Below are 22,103 nucleotides of genomic sequence, written 5' to 3'. Positions count from 1 at the left end.
GCGAGGGATGGGCTGATAAGAAAACAGCAATTGATGGACGAGAAATCGGCAGGAAATGACGCCGTTCGGCGTGTCATCATCCCCACGTGCCAGCTTTAGCACTGCATAACGTATCCGGCGAACCGGAAGCCACTTGGGTTTACACCTTAATCCGATGAAAACTGTCCTGAGCTTGGGCGTCTCTCGACGTCGTGAGATCAGTGGCCTGTGTTTATGCAGGAGCCTCGCCTAACGAGATGCTGCGAAAAAGCAGGCAGATGCGACGCACCTTGCCTGCCCTGCTATGGTCGGTCAGACCCGCCAGGGAGTCAAACGCTATGAGCCTTTATTAACAATCCCTTACAACTCTCAAGCCGGTTAGCGAATGTAGTCGAACAGGGTCAGCTTGCTGATATTGCTAAACGCCTGCTGAGAGGCGCTCATGGCCGCATTCTCCTTGGAGAGGGTCGAGATCACCTCATAGAGATCGATCTCGGACACCTTGGCCCTGGCCTGCTGGTTGAGGGTATCGAGCCCGGTATTGGAACTCATCACCTGCTCCAGGCTGTTCATTCGCCCCCCCAGCGCACCGAGCCCGGTGTCCATCCGTTGGCGGGCATTGCCCAGATGGGCCTGGGCATCCTGCGATCTCAGCTGGAAGTCATCATTGGAGAGATTCGGGTCGCGCAGGGCACCGAGAAAGTCGGAGATACCATTGAGAATGTTGTCGTTCTTTGGCTGATCCAGGGAGAACTCCTGCACTGTGCCGGCGCCTTGACTCAGATTGAGGGTGAGGCCGTTGAAATTGATATCCTCCCCGGCCACATAGTCGCCATTTTGCAGCACATTGCCGCCCACGTCGGTGATCTGGTAGCTATCCGGCACCCCCGCCACCGTGGTAACTGTGTATTTGTTGCTGGCCAGGGCGCTGTCATAGTTGGTGCGATAGAAGTTGTCGAACTGGCCTTGAGCCCCCACCTTGACCTGGATATCGGCGGTATCGGCACTGGCAGTGCGCCGGGTCGGCACCGTCTCGAACAGATCCAGACCCGAATCATTGGCGGGGATGCGCACCGTGGAGGAGACCTGGATCTCCCGCTGACCGGTATCCCCCTGGAACACATAGTTGCCGCTGGGATCCTTCACGAAGGGTTGAGTCTTGCTCTGGTTGCCGCCGAAGATGTACTCCCCTTGCGAATTCTTGCTGTTCATCAGGTCGAACATCTGTTGCTGCAAGCCTTCCAGCTCCTTGGCCACAGACTCGCGATCCGTCTGACTCAGGGCCGAGTCGTTCGCTTTTTGCATCAGGGTCTGAGCACTGAGCATGGCATCATTGAGGGAGCTGAGGATGGTCTCCTCGTGACCCAGGCTGTTCTCCAGCAGGCTGCCATTGACGCCATATTGCTGGAACAGGTCTATCTCCTTGGTCAGCGCCATCTTCTGGCTCATGCCGGACGGATCCTGACCCGCCGTCTTGAACTTGTCCCCGGAGTAGAGCTGCTCATAGGCGGTATTTTGCCGCTCGGCCGCCGCACTCAGGGAGGAGAGCCCGCGGTTGTACATCATGTTGGTGGTGATGCGCATGACTTACCTCACTGATGACAACAGGGTGTCGAAGATGGTTTTGGCGGTGGTGACCACCTGGGCCGAGGCGGCATAAGCCTGCTGGAAGCGAATGAGATTCCCCGCCTCCTCATCCAGGCTGACCCCGGAGACACTCTCGAAGATGGCGCTGCTCTGCGCCAATTTGCCCTTGTTGGCCAGCATCTCGGTGTTGGCCTGACTGGTCTTGTTGCCCACCCCGACCACCAGCCCGGTATAGGCCTCGTTGAAGGTCATCTTGTCATTGCCGCTGGCGGAGCTGCTGCTCTTGCGCACCAGATCCTTGTTCTGCAACTCGGCCAGGGCCAGACCGTTGGCATTGTCGGAGAAACCATTCTTGTTGTAACTCAGGGTGAAGCTGTCATTGGCCTGGACCTGACCCGTGATGCTGAATTCATAGCCTGGGCTCTGACCCGGATCGGCGTACACCTTGGGGCCACCGAGCGGGCTCTCGAGGGCGGCCATCAGGTTCTGGCCCTTGCTGCTGGCGGGCGCGACCCCTATGAGCGTGGTGCCATCTTTCTCATAGACCTCATAGTTGCCACTGCCGTCTATCTTGACCACTTGCGGCGCTGCGGGATCCAGGTCATTGCTGGCAAAACCCGAGCCTGTCCCCGTGTTGCCTATGGTGCCGAGGGAGATGATGCCCGAGCCCAGGTTCTGACTGCTCTTGTCGGCCTTGAGGGGAGAGGCCAGCGCCAGATCCTCGGCGCGGTTGATCAGCTTTTCAATCCCGGCTGCCGCCTGTTTGGTCGGTTGCAGCAACAGCTTGTCCCCTGCCGCCGGCGTGCCGGACAAGTCGATGGAGAGTCCATGACCCGGCACCTCGAAACTGGCGGGCGGCGTGCTGCCGGTGGCGACGGAGGTACGCTTGCCATCACTGCCGATGGCGAAGACTTCAAAGCCGGTGGCACTGCTGAAACTCACCTCATAATCGAGGGCGGTCACCTCGCTCCCCTTGCCGGGCACGAAGTGGACCATGGCCTCCCCCGAGCCGGTGTTCTTGGCAAAGGGCAGCCCTTCGCTGCTGGGCAAGGAGAAGAGGTCCCCCCCCAGCTCGTTGTCGAGATCCAGGCCCAGGCGGTTCTGCTGGTTCATGGCGTCGGACAAGGAGATGGCGAGTTGCCCCAGTTCACGCTTGGTCGGTTCGAGATCGCGACGGGCAGAGAAGAGGCCCCCAAGGCCGCCCCCCAGCACCTTGTTGTCTATCTTGGCCTGATTCTTACCGAGATTGAGCTGCAGCTCCTTGTCCCTGGAGTCGGGATCCCCCGGGATCACCGTGAACTGGGCCACAGAGCCATCCAGCACCAGTGAGTGGCCCGAGCTCATGTTGACCAGCACGCTGCCATTGGGCTGGGTGACGGTACGGATATCCATCTTCTGTGAGAGCTGGGCAATGGCATCATCGCGCTGATCGTAGAGCATCAGGTTCTCTTCCCCCGTGCCCTGGGTGCGCACTATCGCCTTGTTGATCTCGTTGATGTTATTGAGCAAGCTGTTGACGTGCTGGGTCTCGTCATCGATGCGATCGTTGATGACGTCACTCTGTTTGTCGAACTGGGAGGAGAGGGTGTGGAAGCGGTTCACCATGCTGCCGAGCCCGGTGAGGGTGGTATTGCGCGCCCCCAGATCCGCCGGCGATTCGTTGGCGGTATGGAACCCCTTGAAGTAGGCGGTGATGGCCGTGCCGACGCTGTTGCTGGTATCCCCCAGCAGGCTGTCCACGGTAGAGAGCTGTTCGAAACGCATGGAGGATGCGTTGAAGGCGGAGGTGTCGCGACGCAGCTCACCCTGGGCATACTGGTTGATCACCCGCTCGCTCATGCTCTCACCCGTGCCAAACCCGATGGCATTGGTGTAGATCAGGGTGCGTTCCCGGGTATAGCCCTGGCTATTGACGTTGACGATATTGTTACTGGTGGTCTGCAGCAGTTTCTGATGCGCCAGTACCCCAGAGGTTCCTATCCCAAGCAGATCGCTTGCCATGCTTTACAGCTCCGTGTCTGTGTATTGGGCAATGTGTTCACTGCGCAATACCTGTTTCAATTTATTGGCGTACTGGGGGTCGGTGGCATATCCGGCCTGCTGCAATGCCTCAAAATAGCGATCCGGGCTGTCGGCCTTGGCCAAGGCGCCCTTGTAACGGCTCCCGGATGTCAGGAAATCAACATAGTCATTGAAACTCTCTTCGAACGAGTCGTAGGAGCGAAACGCCGCCTTCTGACGGGAGGCGACACCCTGCTCATACTCCAGGGTGCTGACCACGGCCTTGTCCCCTTGCCAGCGCGGATCGGCCTTGATGCCAAACAGGTTATGGCTCATCTGGCCGTCCCCATCCTTGATGACCCGCTTGCCCCAACCACTCTCCAGGGCCGCCTGGGCGACCAGCACCGCCGGGTTCAATCCCAGCTTGTCGGCGGCCTTCTTGGCCATCGGCATCAACTTGCTGACAAAATCGCTGGGGGAATCAAAACCGCTGCCCGCCGAGGGGTCGCGCAGCCCCTGAGGAGGCTGCTGTCCCATGGCCGGTATGCTGCGATGGCGCCTGCCAAGGGCGGCACTCCCGGTCAACTCTCCTGGCTCCATGGTCTTTTCAGCAAAATCCTTGCCAACTTTGGAGGCTTCGATCAGACCATGCTCACTGCCGGTCGGGGCCACATAGGGTTTGTGCGCCCGTTCGGTGCGCTGGGGCAGCTTGAGGACGCGGCCATCCTCATGTTTGAAGCTGTCAGGGGAGAACTGCTTGACCACCATGTCGGCCAGCCCCAGCCCGCCTTTCCCTGACATGTCGGAGACTCGCTGCTGGTCGAGCATGCCTTCGTAGAACTGGGTGTAGCTGCTGCTAAAGGGGTTGTCCGCGGTCAATGCCTGGCTCGCCTCGCGCATACCCTTGAACAACATCTGGCTGAAGATGGATTCGAACTGGCGGGCTGCCGACTGGAGCGCCTGCTGCTTGCCCTCCTTGGTAAGGCTCATTTGACGCAACTTATCCAGATTCTGGATATCCTGCACCATGCCTAAATCCACGCCTTTATTGTCGATATTCGCCATCTTGCTTACCTTCTTTGCCGCCTGTGGCAAGCCCTTGCCGGTTGGCTGCCACGGGGCAGCCAAGGTTGGAGAATGTTACAAAATAACCAGCTGACCTTCGATGGCACCCGCCTGCTGCAGGGCTTCGAGGATGGCCATGAGATCGCCCGGCGCGATGCCGACCTGATTCACCGCCCGGACCAGATCATCCAGGGTGGCACCGGTATCGAGCTTGAACATGCGCCCCGGCTCTTGCTGCACATTGATGGTGGAGTTGTTGGTGACCACCGTATCCCCCCCCGCGAGCGGGTTGGGTTGAGAGACCTGCTGGTTCTCGGCAATGGTCACCGTCAGGCCGCCATGGCTGATGGCCGCAGGCTTGAGCCTGACCTGGCTGCCGATCACGATGGTGCCGGTGCGCGAGTTGACGATGATCTTGGCCGCCTCGGCACCCGGATCCACCTCCAGGTTCTCTATGGTGGCAAGATAGGCGACTCGCTGACCCGGATCCCGGGGGGCAAACACCTTGACCGAGGTGGCATCCAGTGCCTGGGCGGTATTGGGCCCCACCAGATTGTTGATGGATTCCGCCAGGCGGCGCGCCGTGGTGAAATCGGAGCGATTGAGGTTGAAGGTGATGGTATCGCCCTGACTGAAGGAGTTGGGCACCTCACGCTCGACGGTGGCGCCATTGGCAATGCGGCCCACGGTCGGGGTATTGACCACCACCTTGGAGCCATCGGCTCCCTCGGCGCCGAGACCACCGACCACCAGACTGCCCTGGGCCACCGCATAGACGCGGCCATCCAACCCCTTGAGGAAGGTCTGCAGCAAGGTGCCGCCCCGCAGGCTCTTGGCCTCACCGATGGCGGAGACGGTCACGTCTATGGTCTGGCCCGGCTTGGAGAAGGGGGGCAGGTCGGCGTGAATGGCCACCGGTGCCACGTCTTTTATCTTCGGCTTGATGTTATCCGGCACCTTGATGCCGAAGTTGTTGAGCATGGTGCGAAATGTCTGTTCGGTGAAGGCGTTGTTCTTCTCGCCGGTGCCGGGCAGACCCACCACCAGGCCATAGCCCAGCAGCTGGTTGTTACGCACCCCTTCGACCGAACTGATGTCCTTGATACGGGCAGCCTGGGCCGCCAGGGGTAACAGGCAGCAGCACAGACAGAGTAGACGGAGTCGTTTCATGGGTTGTCCTAGCACTAGAGTGGCCACCAGGGACCATTGAAGAAACTGGTCAGCCAGCCCTGTTCCTGGGTATTGGCCAGGTCACCGGTACCACCGTAGTGGATACGGGCATTGGCCACCTTCTGGGAGGAGACGCTGTTGTCCGAGGTCACGTCTTCGGGGCGGATGAGGCCGGTGATACGGATGTATTCGTTGCCGTTGTTGAGCATGATCCACTTCTCGCCACGCACCACCAGGTTGCCGTTGCTGAGCACCTTGGCCACGCTGACCGAGATACTGCCCTGCAAACTGTTGCTCTGATCCGCCTTGGCCTGCCCCTTGAAGGCGGAATCTTGCCCGATGGAGGCCGACATATTGTACGCGCCGGCCGTGATGGGCACGCCCCCCAGGCTGACCGGATCCAGATTGAAATCATTCTCCTTGCCGGTCTGGGTGTTGGCCTTCTTGGAGGCGGAGGTCGACTCGGCCAACTCGATGGTGATGATGTCACCGACCTTGTGGGCCTTGATGTCCGAGTAGATGCCATTGACCTGATCGGGCTGGAAGATGGCACCGGTCGGGCGCACCGACACCGGTTCGGATTCACCATAGACCGGGGAAAACTCGGGGTCGTCCGGTTTGGCGGTATTGAGGGTGCTGGTACACCCCCCCAGCGCCAACAGGCCCAACATCCAGATGTGTTTCATTGCAAGACTCCCATTACTACTGCTGGGTCAGAGAAGAGGTTATGTCCGTTGGGTCAGGTAGGACATCATGGAGTCCACCGCCGAGATCACCTTGGAGTTCATCTCGTAGACCCGCTGGGCCTGAATGAGGTTGACCAGCTCCTCGGTGACGTTGACGTTGGAGACCTCCAGCATGCCCTGCTTGATGACACCCAGTCCGTCCGCACCGGCCGTGCCTTCGATGGGCGCTCCGCTCGACTGGGTCTCGAGGAACATGTTCTCACCCATGGGCTGCAGGCCGGAGGCGTTGACGAAGTCACTGATGTTGATCTGGCCAATCACCTGGGACTGACCGTCCCCCTTGAGCTGGATGGAGACCTGACCATCCTCGCCTATGGTGACGCTCTGGGCGTTTTCCGGGATCTGGATCTCGGGCTGCAACGGATAGCCGTTGCCCGGGGTGACGATAGTCCCCTCATCATTAAGGGTGAACTGGCCGTTGCGGCTATAGGCGCTGCTGCCATCGGGCAGTTGCACCTCGAAGAAGCCACGCCCATTGATCATCAGATCCAGGGAGTTGTCCGTGGTCTGCACGTTGCCCTGACTGAAACTCTTCTGGGTGGCGACCACCTTGGCCCCCGCCCCCAGCATCAGGCCGGACGGCAGCTCGGTATCGGCCGAGGAGCGCCCCCCCGGCTGATTGATGTTCTGATAGAGCAAATCTTCGAAGATGGCTCGGGATTTCTTGTAGCCAACGGTACTGGCGTTGGCGAGGTTGTTTGAGGTAACGGCGATGTTGGTCTGCTGGGCATCCAGTCCCGTCTTGCCTATCCAAAGTGCAGGATTCATGTCTGGCTCCTAATTAGCTGATACGCAGCAGCTGGGTTTGGGCTTCGTCGTTTTCCTCGGCCGTCTTCATCATCTTGACCTGGGTTTCAAACTGACGTTGCAAACGAATAAGGTTGGTCATCTCGTCGACCACATTGACGTTGCTGTTCTCCAGCGCACCGGCGATCAGCCCCACATCGGCAGAGGCCGGCTCAGGCTGGCCATCCTTGCGGCGAAACAGCCCATCTTGCCCCTTCTCCACCGCATCCGCCGCCGGCCTGACCAGCTTGATGCGCTGAAAATCTTCCGGCAAATTGGGGGCGGCCCCTTCCGGGCGACCGGTGATGGTGCCATCCCGGTTGATCTCCACCTTCTCGAGGGGCAGCGGCAATACGATGGGCCTGCCTGCGTCATCCACCACATTGAGCCCGGTACTGGTCTGCAGATTGCCGGTGGCACTGAGTTCCAGATTGCCCATGCGGGTGAAGGCCTCCCCCCCCTTGTCATCCTGTACCGCGATCCAGCCCTGACCATCGAGGGCCACGTCCAGATCCCGCCCCGTGGTCATCAGGGAGCCGTGCTGCAGGTTCTGGCCCGGCCGCTCGGTCATGGCAAATACCCGGGTCGGCAGCCCTTCGCCAAACGCCTGCATGGCGCGAGCCTGCTCGAAGTCAGACTTGAAGCCCGTGGTGTTGGCGTTGGCCAGGTTGTTGCCACGCACAGCCAGGCTGTTCATGTTCTCTTTGGCACCGGACATCGCGATATAAAGAAGGTGGTCCATGGGTTCTCCGTCAAACAGATGACTCTGCCTGGAATAAAGCAATTAAGATGCCAAGAAGATTAGATGGATTTTAAGGTGTTGATATATAAAGAAAGGGCGCCGAGGCGCCCTTGTGTGCTGGCCACAAACTTATCAGCGGATCTGCAATATGGTCTGCTGCAGCGAGCTGTTGATTTCCAGAGAACGGGAGTTCGCCTGGAAGTTGCGCTGGGCCGTGATGAGATCCACCAGCTCCGAGGTCAAATCCACGTTGGACTGCTCCAGGGCCGACGACTTGATGGAACCGAAGGTGCCCGAGTTCGGGGTGCCCGGCAGACCATCGCCGGAGAGCAGGGATTCACGCCAGGAGGTATCCCCCACCTGAGTCAGCCCCTGGGCGTTGGCAAACTTGGCCATGGCCACCATGGCCACCTTGACCGTGGTCGCGTTGCTGTAGGTCGCGGAGACGATGCCGTCATTGGTGATCTCGACCTTGGTCAACCGTCCTACCGTGGAGCCATCCTGGGTCAATTTATTGACTTCAAACGGGGAGGAGTACTGGGTCACGCTGCCGAACTTTATCTCTATGACCTGGGTGGGATCGGCGCCATTGTCGATGACGCCCGCCCCCGGCGTACCCAAGGCTTCGGTCTTGATGACCGCCGGAGTAATGGTGTTCACCTTGCCATCGGCATTGAACGTGATATTGGCGCTGAGCGGGGGGGTGGCCACCCCGGTTGCCGGCGTAGTGATGGCACCACCGGTGATATCGATGGGTTTGTCGCCCTCATACAGATACATGCGCCAGGAGGTCGGGTTGGCCGACTTGGTGGGGTCGGTCGCATCCGCATCCTTGACGAAGTACTGGGTGATGGTATGAGGCTCACCAAGGGAGTCGTAGGAAACCACAGAGGTGGACGACGAATAGGTGGATGAATCCTTGGGATCGAAGGTAGAGGGGTTGACGACCTGAGGGGTCGCAGTCGCAGGCAGGTTAAAGCTGGCCTCGACCGTGGTGGTCTGTTTGGGCTCACCCGCCTTGTCCGGGATCTGGATGGGCTTGGTGGCATTGAGGCTCACCGCCTTGGGGGTGCCGTCGGCATTGATCTCGTACCCCTGCAGGAAACCGCCGGAGTTATTGACCATGTAGCTGTTTTCATTGAGCTTGAAGGCACCGGCCCGGGTGTAGCTGCGATCCAGGGCATTGACCCCGTCCGAGGTGACGAAGAAGCCATTGCCCTGAATGGCGAGATCCAGGGAGTTGTTGGTAAATTGCAAGGCCCCTTGCTGGAACTGCTGCGCCACGGCACCGGTCGCCACACCATTGCCCACCTGGGTCTTGGAGTTGACGAAGATGGAGTTGGCATAGACATCGGCAAACTCGGCACGGGACTCCTTGAAGCCGATGGTGTTGACGTTGGCAATGTTGTTCGCGGTGACGTTCAGGTCTTTTTGAGCCGCATTGACGCCACTGAGGGCATTGTTAAATGACATGTCTTTCTCCTTAGATCACTGCGTTATTGGTTGGGGTGGGCGTCGGGGTCGACTTGCTGCCAGAACCGGAAATTTCCAGCACATCCGTGAGGTAGATACCGCCCAGCCCTTTGAGTTTCAGGGTGCTGGGTGAGCTGGCCGAGCCCAGGGTGACACTCTCCACCTGGGCATAGGTCAGGGCCGGCAGGCTCTCGGACTTGCCCGCGACCGTTGCGCTGGCTTCAATCTGGTACTTGCCTGTCTTGGCGGGATTGCCATCCTTGTCCAGGCCATCCCAACTGAAGGCCACGTTGCCCTGGTGATCGCCCTCGAGGGCAAACTCCTTGACCACCTGGCCACTCTCATCTTTCACCGTCACCTTGACGTTGCTGCCGCCATCACCGGTTGCAATGACCCCCGAGATGTCGCCGCCTTTTTCCAGATAACCGGTATTGGACGGGATCAACACATCCTGGCCGACCAGTGCCGAGGCCTGCAGCGCCTGGCTCGAGGTCATCAGGCTGTTGAGGCTCTCCATCTGGGAGGAGAGATTGTTGATCCCCTCGGAGGTAGACATGGACGTCATCTGGGACAACATCTGGGCGTTATCTACCGGCTTGAAGGGATCCTGATAGGAGAGCTGCATGGTGAGCAGCTTGAGGAAAGACTCCTGATCCAACTCCTTTTTCTGGACTGTGTTTGCGGTCTGGTTCGATGCAACGCGATTGACGCCCAGTACGCTGTCATAGGTATCTGCCATTTACTTGCCGCCCCCTATCAGGACTTACCGAGATTGAGGGTCTGCTGCAGCATGCGCTTGGCAGAATCGGCAATCTGGACGTTGGTTTGATAACTGCGCGAGGCGCTGATCATGTCAGCCATCTCCTCGACCATGTTGACATTGGGTTTGAAGATGAAGCCATCCTTGTCGGCCATGGGGTGATTGGGATTGAACTCCTTGAGCAGCGGAGCCTTGCTCTCAACGATGCCCTTCACCTCGACGCCGACCGACCCCTGGCCATCGGACATGGCCTGCTCCAGCTGGGCGGCAAAAACTGGCCGCCTGGCATGGTAAGTTCCTTCCACACTGGAGCTGACGCTGTCGGCGTTGGCCATGTTGCTGGCCACGGTATTGAGTCGCACCGACTGGGCACTCATGGCAGAACCTGCGATGTCAAAGACCTTGAACAAACTCATTGCTGTGCTCCTTGGTTTTGTTGCAAGGCCTGGTCCAGGCCGCGGCGTATCGGATCATTGCTGAAGCGGTAAGCGATCAGGCATAACAAAGCGTCAGGCTTCATCATCCCTGCTCTCCCTTGAGGGCCTTGAGCAGGCCGCTTATCTTGCCGTTCATGAACTCGACCGAGGTCTGGTATTCGAGACTGTTGCGCAAAAACTCGCTGCGTTCCTGCTGCAGATCGACGGTGTTGCCGTCCCCGGTGTCGGGCTGGAGCGGGTTGCGGTACTGGGATGTGCCCGGCTTGTCCATGTTCAAGGCAAAGTGGCGCTCGCTGGTCGTGGCCAGACTGAACCCCTGTTGATGCTGCTGCGCCTGGGCCATGGCATCGCCGAAGTTGATGTCCCGGGCCTTGAAGCCTGGGGTATCCGCGTTCGCGATATTGCTAGATAGCACCTCGGCACGTTTGGCGCGCACGCTCAACGTGTATTGATGAACACCAAAAGCCTTGTCGAATGAAATTGCCATAACACACCTCCTGCTTGCTGGATTCTTAGCAAGAGGTGTGCCAAAGGAAGAGATGGGAGGGGTTATTTGACTTTGTAAACAATACCGGGGTTGCAGCGGATCATCTCGAACCTGTCGGTGAGGCCCGCCAGGGACTCCGAGGCACCCAGCATCAGGTAGCCGCCCGGATTCAGGCTGGCCGCGAACTGGTTGAGGATCTTCGACTTCACTTCCGGGGCAAAGTAGATGAGCACATTGCGGCAGAAGATGATGTCGAACTTGCCGAGCAGGCTGTAGCTTTCCAGCAGATTCAGGGGGCGGAAGGTTGTCAATTTTCTGACACGATCCACGACCCGCATCTTGTTGTCACCATGGGGCTCGAAGAACAACTTCTTGCGCTCAGGGGAGAGGCCGCGGGCCAGCGCCAGGCTGTCGTATACCCCCTCCTTGCACTGATTGAGCATGGTGGTGGAGATGTCTGTGCCGATGATCTGTACCCCGCCCGGCAAGGTACCAGGGCGTTTGACCTGCTGCTCCAGCGCCGACATGGCGATGGAGTAAGGCTCCTGACCCGAGGAGGAGGCCGCCGACCAGATCTTGATGGGGCGGCCACTCTTGCCCAGCTCCGGGAAGATCTTGTCGGTGAGCAGCTGGAAGGGATAAGCATCCCGAAACCAGAGGGTCTCATTGGTGGTCATGGCATCGACCACCGCCATCTTCAACTCCCGCTCACGCAGGCTCATGGAACGGGTCACCAATTCAGACAGACTCTCGATGCCAAACTGAGCCATCAAGGGGGACAGGCGGCTCTTCACCAGGTATTGCTTGTTGTCACCCAGCACAATTCCGCACTGCAGCGCCAGAAAGCTGCTGAATTGCTTATATAAGTCGTCTGACAGTGTCTTCATGTATGCGTTCTTCTTGTTTTAGAGTGCGCCTTGAACGGCCTTGGCCAACTCATCGGGCTGAAACTTGGCGATAAAATTGTTCGCCCCGACCTTCTGCACCATGGCCTGGTTGAACACCCCACTGAGGGAGGTGTGCAGGATAACATGTAAATCCTTCAGGCTGGGATTGTTGCGGATCTCGGCGGTGAAGGTGTAACCATCCATCTCGGGCATCTCTATGTCCGAGATGACCAGGGCGATTTGATCCTTGATGGGGCCATTTTTGGCCATCTCCAGCAGCATGTTGAGGGCCTCGCGGCCATCTTTTGCCAGCACGCATTGCACACCGATGGCATCGAGCGCCCGCTGCACCTGTTTGCGCGCCACCGAGGAGTCATCGGCCACCAGCACCGGTCGTCCCTGGGTATTGTGCTCTGCGCTCACCGCCACCAGCTCCTGGCTCACCTCGGTCGAGACCGGGGAGATCTCGTTGAGGATCCGCTCCACATCGAGGATCTCCACCAATTCGCCATCCACCTCGGTGACCGCCGTCATGTAGTTGATGCGTCCTGCCCCCTTGGGGGGTGGCAAGATAGATTCCCAGTTCATGTTGATGATGCGTTCGACCGACTGCACCAGGAAGCCCTGGATGGATCTGTTGTATTCCGAGATGATAATGAAGCACTTGGAGAGATCGGCGATGGGCCTGTTGCCCATGGCCATGCTGATGTCGATCACCGAGATAGTCTGGCCACGAATGTGCGCCACACCGCGAATGCAGGGGTTGAGCTTGGGCATGACAGTCAAGGGAGGACACTGTAGCACCTCGCGCACCTTGAAGACGTTGATGCCAAATCGTTGACGCCCATTGAGTCGAAACAGCAGCAACTCCAGGCGATTTTGCCCGACCAGTTGAGTCCGTTGGTTTACCGAGTCCAGAATACCGGCCATACACACTCCCTAAAAACGCCTGGCATTATTCATGCATGTTGTGCATGCGCCATGTTGACTCGCGCCAGATTCCCAGCGGTTCCAGGAACCCATCTTGGCGCGAGCATAGTGAACAGTTGTCTTATACGTTATCCACTTATCGACCAGCGGACGAAAATGATTAACAGACTTTTCCTCATCCTGTTGCTGCTCAGCGGGGCCAACAAGGCCCTGGCGTCCGACATCAATGCCGGGTTGCAAACCCGGGCGGAGGAGTTCGTGCGCGATCAGCTCTCCTTGCCCCTCGATGCCCGTGCCGAGCTCAGTGCCGCCAGCATAGATACCCGCTTGCAGCTCACGGCCTGCGAGCATGATCTCGACATCAGCCTGCCTGCCAAGATGGAGATCAGACGCAACACCACTGTCTACCTCAAGTGCAACGAGACGCCGGGCTGGGATCTCTATCTGCCGGTGCGAGTCAGCATCCAGAAGCCCTATATCACCGTCTCGGAAGCCATCGCCAAGGGGGATATTCTCGGTCGCAACCAGCTTATCCAGGCCTACGAGGATCAGACCCTGATCCGTGGTGACTATATACAGGACATAGAGGCGCTGGTCGGTACTCGCAGCAAACGCGAACTCAGACCCGGCCAACCGGTGCGCCTGAATCAGATCTGTGTGATCTGCAAGGGCGATCAGGTTACCCTCATCGCCGAAAACAGCAGCATGCAGATCAAAACCATGGCGCGCGCCTTGCAAGATGGTAGCTTCGGCGACATGATCAAGCTGGTTAATATCAGGTCCGGCAGGACGGTACAGGGCAAGGTGAATTCAGTCGGCTCCGTTATTGTCAGCTTCTGAATGAATTTTTTGGTAATTTTCCCTAAAGTTCCGGTAGCTTAGACCGATAAACGGGTAAGCAGGCAGCAAAGCGAATAAAGGTAACCAAGATGGCTATTAACAATATCAACAACTTGGCAGGTAATCGGGTACAAAATACCGGTAACAGCCAGAGCAGCGTGGCCAAGTCGACCAACGGCGGACAAGATGCCCGCACCACTCAGGTCAAGGTCGATTCAGTCTCCCTGACCAGTGAGGCGCAACAGTTGCAACAAGTACAGAAAAACCTCAACTCGGCATCGACCGGGAATGAGAGCCGGGTGGAAAGCCTGAAGAAAGCCGTGGCCAGTGGCCAGTACCAGGTCAATGGCGAAGCCGTTGCCAAGAAGATGTTCAGCTTCGAAGCCAAGCTGGAAAAAACCCTGGGATGATGAGTCTGGCTGCACTGCTGCAACAACAGCATGATCAGCTGACCCAGATGCAGGGTTTGCTGAGCGAGGAGTTTGAACTGCTCAAGCAGCGCAGAGCCTTGGAGTTGCCGACCCTGGCAGAACGTAAACAGCAGTTGCTAGGTGCCATAGAGGCGCTTGATACCAGTCTGGCCCAGCAGCCCGATCTTCAGGATAGGCTCGCACACCAGCCGGATATCATGGCCAGGATCGCCGATGCGCTGGTCGCCTGCCAGCAACAAAACGATACCAATGGTCGCCTGCTGGAGCTGAGTATTGTCTCCAATCGTCGCCTGGCCGGTTTCCTGAACCAGCTGCGAGACAGAAACTCGCTCACCTATGATGCCAAGGGAAACACCCGCTCCGGCACCCGCTCTCCGGGGATCAAGGCCTAGCCTCTCCCGTCTGCCTTCCCGGCCCCTCAGGGCACCCTTTTCGCTTTACTCATCGCCGATCTTCACTCGTGAGCCGCCTAACCATCGGGCTGGGCACTCAGGCTCACCACTATCATCTCCCCTCACCCCTGCTCAGGCAGACCCCTCTGCCAGAGAGAGCCGCTGCAGCACCCGTCCATCCTGCGCCGCCCGCAGACTCAGCTCCCCCGCTTCATAGCAGACCAGGCTGGCAGGTAGCTCGCCCCGGGGAAAACAGAGGGAGCCCGGATTGACCATGACCCGCCGTTGCTCGCCCTGCCCTGTGCGCCTCAGCTCGGGCAGGTGGGTATGACCGCTCAGATAGAGGCTGCCCGGCGGCAGGGGGACGGCATCGGCGTGGTAGAGATGACCATGACTCATGAACCAGCGCCGCCCATCGACCAGCAGTTGGTTGTAGGGCGCCATCATGGGGAAATCGAGCAGCATCTGATCCACTTCCGAATCACAGTTCCCTCGCACCGCCAGAATGCGACTGGCCAGGCCATTGAGTCGTGCGGCCAGCGCCGCCGGCTGGTAGCCCTCGGGTACGGGATTGCGCGGACCATGGCTCAGCAGGTCCCCGAGCAGCAGCAAGTGATCCGGCTGCCAGGGCCCGAGCCAGGCCATGACACCGTCAAAGGCGCTCAGGCTGCCATGCAGATCAGAGAGAATGGCGAGTCTCATCACTTGGCCCCTGAAGGAGTCACGAAATAGAGATCCTTGGTGGCGATCGCCCCCTTGAGATTGCTGCTGGGCAAGCCACGCAATTGGGGATCGACCAGCCGCATCTGGTTGTAGTGATAGAGAGGGATGACGGGCACATCCTGCTCTATCAGACGCTCGGCCTGCTGATAGAGGTGGTTGCGGCGCTGCTCATCCAGGGTCGCCGCGGCCTGCTCTAACAGTTGATCATAGTGAGGGTTGCAGTAGCCACTCTCGTTTTGCGGATCCAGGCAGCGCAGGGCATTGAGCATGGCAGAGGGTTCCACATAGTCACCAAACAGGAAGGATCGCGCCACCATGAAGTCACCGCTGTTCTTGGCAAGCTGATAGGCATTCCACTCCATGTTGCGCAGTTCGACCTCGACCCCGAGGGGCTTCCACATGCTGGCCACCGCCAGCGCCATGCGTTTGTGGTTCTCCGAGCTGTTGTAGATGAGGGTCAGGCGCAGGGGATGAGTCTCGTCGATGCCCGCTTCCTTGAGGAGCTTAACGGCCATGGCGCTGCGGATATCCTGGGAGGCATTCGCAAGCTCAGGGGTGGTGGCCGTATAACCCGGCATATCTGGCAGCAGGCGCCAGCTGGGCAGCTCCCCCTGAGCACTCACCTTGTCGGTCAGCAGCTGGCGGTCGATCACCATGCTCAGGGCCTGGCGTACCCGCACATCCTGCAACTCGGGTTTGTTCATGTTGAAGCTATAGAGATAGGTGCCGAGCAGCGGCAGGCCCCAGAGCCGTTCAGGGGCAGTGGCCTTGATGCGGGCATAGTAATCCTGGGCGACCCGGTTGGTGAGCTGGATCTCTCCCGCCTCGTAGCGCAGTCGTTCGGCATGCTGGGAAGCGAGCGGCAGATAGGTGACCCTATCGATGCGAGTGTGGCCGTTGTCCCAATAAGCGGGGTTGCGCTCGGCCTCCAGCCGCTCGTTCATCACCCAGCTAGTGAGCCGATAGGCACCATTGCTGACGAGATGAGCGGGCTGGGTCCACCCCTTGCCAAATTCGGCAATCACTTGCCGTGGCACCGGCACGAAGGGGCGCTGACTGATGAGCTGCAAAAAATAGGGGGCGGGCCGCTCCAGGGTCACCTTGAGGATCTGATCCCCCTCTGCAACCACTCCCAGCGAGTCAAGATCCAGGGCACCGGCATAGATGGAAGCGGCATTGTTGATGCCCGTGGCCAGCATCAGCCCCGCCGAGGGAGATGCCAGGGCGGGATCGAGCAAACGGCGCCAGGCATAGACAAAATCCTCCGCCTTGAGGGGCGTGCCATTCGACCAGTGCAGGTTGGGGCGCAGGAAGAAACGCCACTCCAACCCATCCGGGCTCTGCTCCCACCTCATGGCCTGGGCCGGTACTATCTTGCCCTCGCCATTTTCGCTCACCAATCCCTCGAACAAGTCGACCAGGATCACTTCACCGGGAAAGCCGCTGCGCACCAGGGCCGGATCCAGGGATTCGGGCTCGGCACCATTGCCCTTGACCAGGGTCTGACGGGGGGCGAGATCCGGGGCGGCATCCACGGGCGTGGCGAGGGCCACCTGGCTCAAGGTGCCGCCACATAGCAAGGCGCACAACAGGGGGGAGATCCGGCGCAGGGCGGGATGGACAAGACGGTGATACATACAACTGACCTCTTTTCGCAATGCTTTACCAAACATGAGGGGAAGGCCGACGGCGCGCCTGATGACGAATGCATGATGCCGTCCTTGTTATCCCCGAAAACGCCCCGTATTGTATCCGGCTCGCCCCTGAGATGGAGTCTTTCGGGCATTTTTTTTCGTCGTTGGCATGAAATCCGGATGACTGGCGCAGGCAACGGTTTGACGCACCTTTCCCCCTTGAGACGCCGCAGTCTTTATGCAGTATGAGTCACGGGTGCAGGGCGTGGCCTGCTACGGCTTTGCAGCTACTTTTTCGTTGTTGTCATGAAGGTCGGGGAGTGGCACAGGTCGCCGCCTGACTCGGCCTTCGGACTGGATGTTCAGAGGTCTTTATGGGGTACGAGTGGCTGGCGCTGGCTGCCGCCAGTTTATGGGCGGTTGCCGCCCTGATATCGGTCAAACCGGCTCGCCATCTGGGGGCCTTCGCCTACAGTCGCTGGCGCATGTTCCTGGTCAGTCTAATGCTGGGGGGGGCCAGTCTGGCAACGGGTGGCTGGCAGAGCCTGAGCGCCGGGGCCGTGCCTCTGCTGATCCTCTCGGGTCTCATCGGCATCTTCATTGGCGATACCGCCCTGTTCGCCTGCATGAACCGACTCGGCCCCCGTCGCAGCGGCCTGCTCTTCTCCTGCCATGCGCTCTTCTCCGCCCTGCTCGGCCTCTGGCTGTTTGACGAGACGCTCACCGGCTGGCGGCTGCTTGGCGCCCTGCTGGTGCTCACCGGGGTCATGCTGGCCATACTCTTCGGTCGGCGCGGCCAGTCCCATGACTGGGAGCAGGTTCGCGGCCACATCGCCATCGGCATAGGGCTGGGTCTGACTGCCGCCCTGTGTCAGAGCCTGGGGGCCATCATTGCCAAGCCGGTGATGGCCGGCAGCGACATAGACCCGGTCAGCGCCTCCGGGGTGCGCATGGCCAGCGCCCTGTTTGCCCATTGCGTGCTGCGCCTGCTGCGGGTGCCCCTCGCCATGCCCCTCAACCCCATCAATCGCCCCATTCTCGCCATGATTGGAGTCAATGGTTTCCTGGCCATGGCCTTGGGGATGACACTGATCCTGGTTGCCCTGCGCCAGGGGGATGTGGGCATGGTGGCCATTCTCTCCGCCACCACCCCTGTGGTGCTGCTCCCCCTGCTCTGGTGGCATTCGGGTCAGCGCCCCAGCCTGCCCGCCTGGGCGGGTGCCCTGCTCGCCACCCTGGGCACCATTCTGGTTCTGGGCATGAGTGGCAGCCATTGAGTCATGCCCTCCCCCATGGGACCTGCTGAACAGGCGCCGCCCCTGTGGGCAACGCCGCTCCCTGACCCTCAGGGAGGGGATGAGAAGCCATAAAAAAACGGCGGGAGCCTGTCAGCCCCCGCCGTTTTCCCATCCCATATCCCCGCTCCTGCCCAGACAATGTGGCTGGGCACCAGGTGACTCAGAACAGGGCAATCTCTTCGTCAGTCAGCTCACGATACTCGCCAAGTTCCAAGGTCTCATCCAGCATCAGCGGGCCTATCTGCTCACGGTGCAGGCCGACCACCTTGTTGCCGATGGAGGCGAACATCCGCTTGACCTGATGGTACTTGCCCTCTTGGATGGTCAGCCGCGCCTCGCACTCCCCCAACAGCTCGAGCTTGGCCGGGCGCGTTTTATCGGTCTCGTTGCGCAGGAAAACCCCATCGGCAAACAGCGAGACCGCATCCTGATGCACAGGGTCCGCCAGCCAGACGCGGTAGGTCTTGGCACACTCGTGGCGAGGCGAGGTGATGCGATGGGACCACTGGCCATCGTCGCTGATCAGCACCAGGCCTGTGGTATCGAGATCGAGGCGCCCCACCACATGCAGCTTGCCGATGGCCGGCTCATCCAGCAGCGCGAACACCGTCGTGTGATCCGGATCCTCATTGGAGCAGACATAACCTTCCGGTTTATGCAGCATGAAGTAGCGGTTGCGCCTGTCGAGGCTCAGCATGACGCCGTCAAACTCGATCTGGCTCTGTTCGTTGATATGGAAAGCGGGTTGTTTGACCACGATGCCATCCACTATGACCTCTCCTCGCCTGATCACTCGGCCCGCCAGGGAGCGGGTCAGATCGGAACAGTCGCAAAGAAATTTATCGAGCCGCATTCACTACCTCAACATTGCCATCGGGAAAAGGGCGACATTATATCGGCCAACCGTGACAACTCCAGCATTAACGCCCGCCGGGCCTGTGACGGTCTCCGAAACCAGTGGTAGACTCGCCCCATAATCAGCCTAAGTGACCAGGCACCATCATAAAGGCAGAACCCTATGATCTCAGCCTCCCCCCATCCCGTCATTGCCATCAGTAGCCTCAAACCCGGCATGTTCGTGGTAGCCATCATCAGCCAACGGGGCGACATGGAGATTGCCCAGACAGGCCGGGTCAACGATGAGCGCCAGATTGCGGCCCTGGTGACCCGCGGCGTGCTGAGGGTGCGGGTCGATCTCAGTCGTAGCAAGCTGGCCAAGGCTTCCCCCCCTTGTGCCGCCGAGCAACCAGACAGCCCCTCTCTCTCGATGACGGCCCCCCAGGGGCCCCGTGTCCCGGGTGAGGGGCGCGAGCTCAAGATCCGCCGCCTCTATCAAGAAGCCCGTGAACTGCAAGGCAAGTTCATTCGCCAGCTCAAGGCGGGCGAACCCATCGATATCACCTCGCTCGCCACCGTGGCCGAGGAGATGGTCGACACCATGTTCAGTCACGGGGATGCGATGCTCTGCCTGGCCCGCATCCGGGCCAAGGATGCCTACCTGATGGAACACTCCATGAACGTGGCCATACTGCTCGCCAACTTCGGCCGCTATCTGGGGCTCGAGCGCAGCGTGCTCAAGGAGTTGACCCTGGGAGGACTGCTCCACGATGTGGGCAAGATAATGACCCCGGATGCCGTGCTCAACAAACCGGGCAAGCTGACTGACGAAGAGTTTGCCATCATGCGCGAGCATGTGGTGCACAGCCACGACATCCTCAAGGCGACGACGGGTATCACCCCCACCATGCTGGAGGTGGCCGCCAACCACCATGAGCGGCTGGATGGCTCAGGTTACCCCCGCCACCTCAAGGGAGAGCAGCTCTCGCTCTACACGCGCATGAGCGCCATTGTCGATGTCTATGATGCGGTGACGGCAGACAGGGTCTACAAGCAGGGAATGCAGCCGACCCAGGCGTTCAGGATCCTGCTCAAGGGGGCTGTCACTCACTTCGATGAGGAACTGGTGACGCGTTTTATCAAGTGCATGGGGGTCTATCCGGTTGGCACCCTGGTACTGCTCTCCAATCAGCGCCTGGCCCTGGTGATGCAACGCAACGAGCTGGCGCCACTCAAGCCCCTGGTCAAGGTGATCTATCACGCCACCCAACGGCACTACCTGGAAGTGCAACTGCTCGACCTTGCCAAAGCCAGCGTCAATGAGACCATAGAGAGCACCGTGGATCCCAAGGATTATGACATCACCCTCGCTCATTTCATCTGACGACACCACGGCGCTATAAGGGAGTCCGGTGCCGGCCGCGCTCAGGCTGGCCGATCGGTACCGCTGCCAGGCGCGGTCCAGTGGGTGATGAGAAACTCTCCATCGAGGGGAGAGAGATCGAAGCGCAGGCAGGCCTCCTCGATAGCATGGGGATCACTGGCGTGTCCCTCGGCCAACCAGCGTACCGCCCGGCGCAGATCCTCGCCATGGGGAAGCAGGGAGTGATCGCTCATGGGGTACCTCCATATTTACCATTAATCAGGACCCGCACCGCGGGTGCTCTCCCTTGGAGTTTAGTCTGCGCAACCCCTCCCGAGCACTTCCCTGACACTTGGACAATCAAGGCAGCTCGCCAGGGGATGACCCCATCACAGGCGGCTTTGAGCATTGGCATCTTGTATCGAGTGCCGGCGCCCCCCAACGGACACCTAAATCAGCCTGAAACTGGCGTTCCGGTTGACGCCGGGCACCCTGTCGAGGTTATGCTCGACACCTTGCCTGCCTGTCCTGGCGGGATCATTACCTTCGCTATCAAACAAGGATGTGTCATGCAAGCCAAGGACAAGTGTCTGGCAGCCCTGGTTATCCTCTGCTGGGGCCTCAATTTCGTGGTGATCAAGTGGGGGCTGGACGGCATACCGCCCCTGCTGCTGGGCGCATTGCGTTTTGTCGGCGTGGTCTTTCCCGCCATCTTGCTGGTACCAAAACCCACCATCCCCTGGCGCTGGCTGCTGGCCTACGGCGGAACCATCAGCCTGGCCCAGTTTGCCTTCCTGTTTAGCGCCATGAAGTTTGGCATGCCCGCAGGCATGGCCTCCCTGGTGCTGCAATCTCAAGTGGTATTTACCCTGCTGTTCGCCATGATCTGGCTGGGAGAGCGCTGGCAGCCCCACCACTGGGTTGCCCTGCCGTTGGCAGGAGCCGGTCTCTACCTCATCGCCACTCATGGGGAAGGCAACCTGACCCTGCTCGGCTTCGTGCTGACCCTGTGCGCCTCCGCTTGCTGGGGACTGGGTAACGTCATCAACCGCCAGATTGGGCTGCGCTATCAGGTGGCCTTGCCGAGCCTGATCGCCTGGGGTGGCCTGGTGCCCATAGTGCCGTTTCTCGCCCTCTCCTGGCTGTTCGAGGGGCCGGCGCTTATCGTCCATAGCCTGCAACAGTTCAGCTGGAAAGGGTTGCTCTGCGTGCTTTATCTCTCGCTGATTGCCACCTGGCTCGGCTACGGGCTGTGGGGCCGGCTGCTGATGCGCTACCCCGTAGCCCAAGTGGCGCCGCTCTCCCTGCTGGTTCCCTGCGTCGGCATGGTGACTGCCGCCATCTTGCTCGATGAGCATCCAACCCCCTTGCAGTGGCTGGGCTCTGCGCTGGTGCTGCTCGGCTTCCTGGTCCACCTGCTGGGGGGGCGGTTGGCCCTGTCCAAACCATTGACCCGGGCCTGATGCCCTCTCATGATGGGCCATGCCAATGGCTTGGCCCGCTATTGTAAAATAAACGCCTCAACACGCAGCCAC

At 59.7% G+C, this 22,103-nt stretch carries 23 protein-coding genes and 1 riboswitch; of the genes, 6 read left to right on the top strand and 17 right to left on the bottom strand.

From position 1 onward, the window contains the following. Window positions 1-73: 73 nt before the first annotated feature. Window positions 74-243: riboswitch (M-box (ykoK) riboswitch) on the bottom strand. A 114-nt stretch (window positions 244-357) separates the two neighbouring features. The 13 genes from flgL to M2366_RS07575 all read right to left on the bottom strand — a co-directional run bounded on the left by flgL (window position 358) and on the right by M2366_RS07575 (window position 13,050). Beyond that, the gene (gene flgL / locus M2366_RS07635; RefSeq protein WP_042043338.1) at window positions 358-1,563 is read right to left on the bottom strand and encodes a flagellar hook-associated protein FlgL; all 1,206 of its coding nucleotides are present in this window, start codon (window positions 1,561-1,563) and stop codon (window positions 358-360) included. Between the two features lie 3 nt (window positions 1,564-1,566). Then, window positions 1,567-3,567, bottom strand: coding sequence for a flagellar hook-associated protein FlgK (flgK, locus tag M2366_RS07630; protein WP_259235702.1), 2,001 nt, complete (start codon window positions 3,565-3,567; stop codon window positions 1,567-1,569). A gap of 3 nt (window positions 3,568-3,570) precedes the next feature. After that, window positions 3,571-4,632: a flagellar assembly peptidoglycan hydrolase FlgJ gene (flgJ, locus tag M2366_RS07625; RefSeq protein WP_042043335.1), complete on the bottom strand. Its 1,062-nt coding sequence runs from the start codon at window positions 4,630-4,632 to the stop codon at window positions 3,571-3,573. A 75-nt stretch (window positions 4,633-4,707) separates the two neighbouring features. Continuing rightward, entirely contained in the window at window positions 4,708-5,802 is a 1,095-nt protein-coding gene (locus M2366_RS07620) for a flagellar basal body P-ring protein FlgI (RefSeq protein WP_042043334.1), read from the bottom strand. A 14-nt stretch (window positions 5,803-5,816) separates the two neighbouring features. After that, the gene (flgH, locus tag M2366_RS07615) at window positions 5,817-6,488 is read right to left on the bottom strand and encodes a flagellar basal body L-ring protein FlgH (RefSeq protein WP_042043333.1); all 672 of its coding nucleotides are present in this window, start codon (window positions 6,486-6,488) and stop codon (window positions 5,817-5,819) included. A gap of 39 nt (window positions 6,489-6,527) precedes the next feature. After that, on the bottom strand, window positions 6,528-7,316 hold the full coding sequence (gene flgG / locus M2366_RS07610) for a flagellar basal-body rod protein FlgG (RefSeq protein ID WP_042043331.1): 789 nt from the start codon (window positions 7,314-7,316) through the stop codon (window positions 6,528-6,530). A gap of 13 nt (window positions 7,317-7,329) precedes the next feature. Next, the gene (locus M2366_RS07605; protein WP_042043330.1) at window positions 7,330-8,076 is read right to left on the bottom strand and encodes a flagellar basal body rod protein FlgF; all 747 of its coding nucleotides are present in this window, start codon (window positions 8,074-8,076) and stop codon (window positions 7,330-7,332) included. 132 nt (window positions 8,077-8,208) lie between these two features. Then, the gene (flgE, locus tag M2366_RS07600; RefSeq protein WP_259269346.1) at window positions 8,209-9,549 is read right to left on the bottom strand and encodes a flagellar hook protein FlgE; all 1,341 of its coding nucleotides are present in this window, start codon (window positions 9,547-9,549) and stop codon (window positions 8,209-8,211) included. Between the two features lie 10 nt (window positions 9,550-9,559). Continuing rightward, a complete protein-coding gene (locus M2366_RS07595; RefSeq protein ID WP_042043327.1) occupies window positions 9,560-10,288 on the bottom strand; it encodes a flagellar hook assembly protein FlgD in 729 nt (242 codons plus the stop codon). Window positions 10,289-10,305: 17 nt separating this feature from the next. Continuing rightward, window positions 10,306-10,725 carry a flagellar basal body rod protein FlgC gene (flgC, locus tag M2366_RS07590; RefSeq protein WP_005894515.1) on the bottom strand — a complete coding sequence of 140 codons (420 nt, stop codon included), beginning with the start codon at window positions 10,723-10,725 and terminating at the stop codon, window positions 10,306-10,308. A 103-nt stretch (window positions 10,726-10,828) separates the two neighbouring features. Next, a complete protein-coding gene (flgB, locus tag M2366_RS07585) occupies window positions 10,829-11,233 on the bottom strand; it encodes a flagellar basal body rod protein FlgB (RefSeq protein WP_042043325.1) in 405 nt (134 codons plus the stop codon). A 62-nt stretch (window positions 11,234-11,295) separates the two neighbouring features. After that, window positions 11,296-12,120, bottom strand: coding sequence for a protein-glutamate O-methyltransferase CheR (locus M2366_RS07580; protein WP_042043324.1), 825 nt, complete (start codon window positions 12,118-12,120; stop codon window positions 11,296-11,298). Window positions 12,121-12,138: 18 nt separating this feature from the next. Further along, window positions 12,139-13,050 carry a chemotaxis protein CheV gene (locus tag M2366_RS07575; protein ID WP_042043323.1) on the bottom strand — a complete coding sequence of 304 codons (912 nt, stop codon included), beginning with the start codon at window positions 13,048-13,050 and terminating at the stop codon, window positions 12,139-12,141. A gap of 234 nt (window positions 13,051-13,284) precedes the next feature. On the opposite strand from M2366_RS07575, the gene flgA reads away from it, so the two are divergent. The 3 genes from flgA to M2366_RS07560 all read left to right on the top strand — a co-directional run bounded on the left by flgA (window position 13,285) and on the right by M2366_RS07560 (window position 14,713). After that, window positions 13,285-13,890 carry a flagellar basal body P-ring formation chaperone FlgA gene (gene flgA, locus M2366_RS07570; RefSeq protein ID WP_042043577.1) on the top strand — a complete coding sequence of 202 codons (606 nt, stop codon included), beginning with the start codon at window positions 13,285-13,287 and terminating at the stop codon, window positions 13,888-13,890. Window positions 13,891-13,979: 89 nt separating this feature from the next. After that, a complete protein-coding gene (gene flgM / locus M2366_RS07565; RefSeq protein WP_224430828.1) occupies window positions 13,980-14,300 on the top strand; it encodes a flagellar biosynthesis anti-sigma factor FlgM in 321 nt (106 codons plus the stop codon). Beyond that, window positions 14,297-14,713, top strand: a complete 417-nt coding sequence (locus M2366_RS07560; protein ID WP_224430829.1) for a flagella synthesis protein FlgN — start codon at window positions 14,297-14,299, stop codon at window positions 14,711-14,713. The genes flgM and M2366_RS07560 overlap by 4 nt, the downstream gene beginning before the upstream one ends. A gap of 132 nt (window positions 14,714-14,845) precedes the next feature. On the opposite strand, the gene yfcE is transcribed toward M2366_RS07560, so the two are convergent. Then, on the bottom strand, window positions 14,846-15,415 hold the full coding sequence (gene yfcE / locus M2366_RS07555) for a phosphodiesterase (RefSeq protein WP_042043320.1): 570 nt from the start codon (window positions 15,413-15,415) through the stop codon (window positions 14,846-14,848). Then, window positions 15,415-17,073: a peptide ABC transporter substrate-binding protein gene (locus M2366_RS07550; protein ID WP_259269345.1), complete on the bottom strand. Its 1,659-nt coding sequence runs from the start codon at window positions 17,071-17,073 to the stop codon at window positions 15,415-15,417. Before M2366_RS07550 ends, yfcE begins: the two co-directional genes overlap by 1 nt. Window positions 17,074-17,444: 371 nt before the next feature. Between M2366_RS07550 and M2366_RS07545 the strand changes: the two genes are divergently transcribed. Further along, the gene (locus tag M2366_RS07545) at window positions 17,445-18,347 is read left to right on the top strand and encodes a DMT family transporter (RefSeq protein ID WP_042043315.1); all 903 of its coding nucleotides are present in this window, start codon (window positions 17,445-17,447) and stop codon (window positions 18,345-18,347) included. A gap of 181 nt (window positions 18,348-18,528) precedes the next feature. Here M2366_RS07545 and rsuA read toward each other — a convergent pair whose 3' ends face one another. Further along, window positions 18,529-19,221 carry a 16S rRNA pseudouridine(516) synthase RsuA gene (gene rsuA / locus M2366_RS07540; RefSeq protein WP_042043314.1) on the bottom strand — a complete coding sequence of 231 codons (693 nt, stop codon included), beginning with the start codon at window positions 19,219-19,221 and terminating at the stop codon, window positions 18,529-18,531. 165 nt (window positions 19,222-19,386) lie between these two features. Between rsuA and M2366_RS07535 the strand changes: the two genes are divergently transcribed. Continuing rightward, window positions 19,387-20,589, top strand: a complete 1,203-nt coding sequence (locus tag M2366_RS07535; RefSeq protein ID WP_259269344.1) for an HD-GYP domain-containing protein — start codon at window positions 19,387-19,389, stop codon at window positions 20,587-20,589. A 41-nt stretch (window positions 20,590-20,630) separates the two neighbouring features. Here M2366_RS07535 and M2366_RS07530 read toward each other — a convergent pair whose 3' ends face one another. Beyond that, window positions 20,631-20,822, bottom strand: coding sequence for a hypothetical protein (locus M2366_RS07530; RefSeq protein ID WP_259235697.1), 192 nt, complete (start codon window positions 20,820-20,822; stop codon window positions 20,631-20,633). Between the two features lie 315 nt (window positions 20,823-21,137). Between M2366_RS07530 and M2366_RS07525 the strand changes: the two genes are divergently transcribed. Then, window positions 21,138-22,031 carry an EamA family transporter gene (locus M2366_RS07525; protein WP_259269343.1) on the top strand — a complete coding sequence of 298 codons (894 nt, stop codon included), beginning with the start codon at window positions 21,138-21,140 and terminating at the stop codon, window positions 22,029-22,031. Window positions 22,032-22,103 lie beyond the last annotated feature (72 nt).

The organism is Aeromonas sp. BIGb0405 (assembly GCF_024807335.1).
Lineage (GTDB): Bacteria > Pseudomonadota > Gammaproteobacteria > Enterobacterales > Aeromonadaceae > Aeromonas > Aeromonas rivuli.
This window is presented reverse-complemented; position numbering and strand designations above follow the sequence as displayed.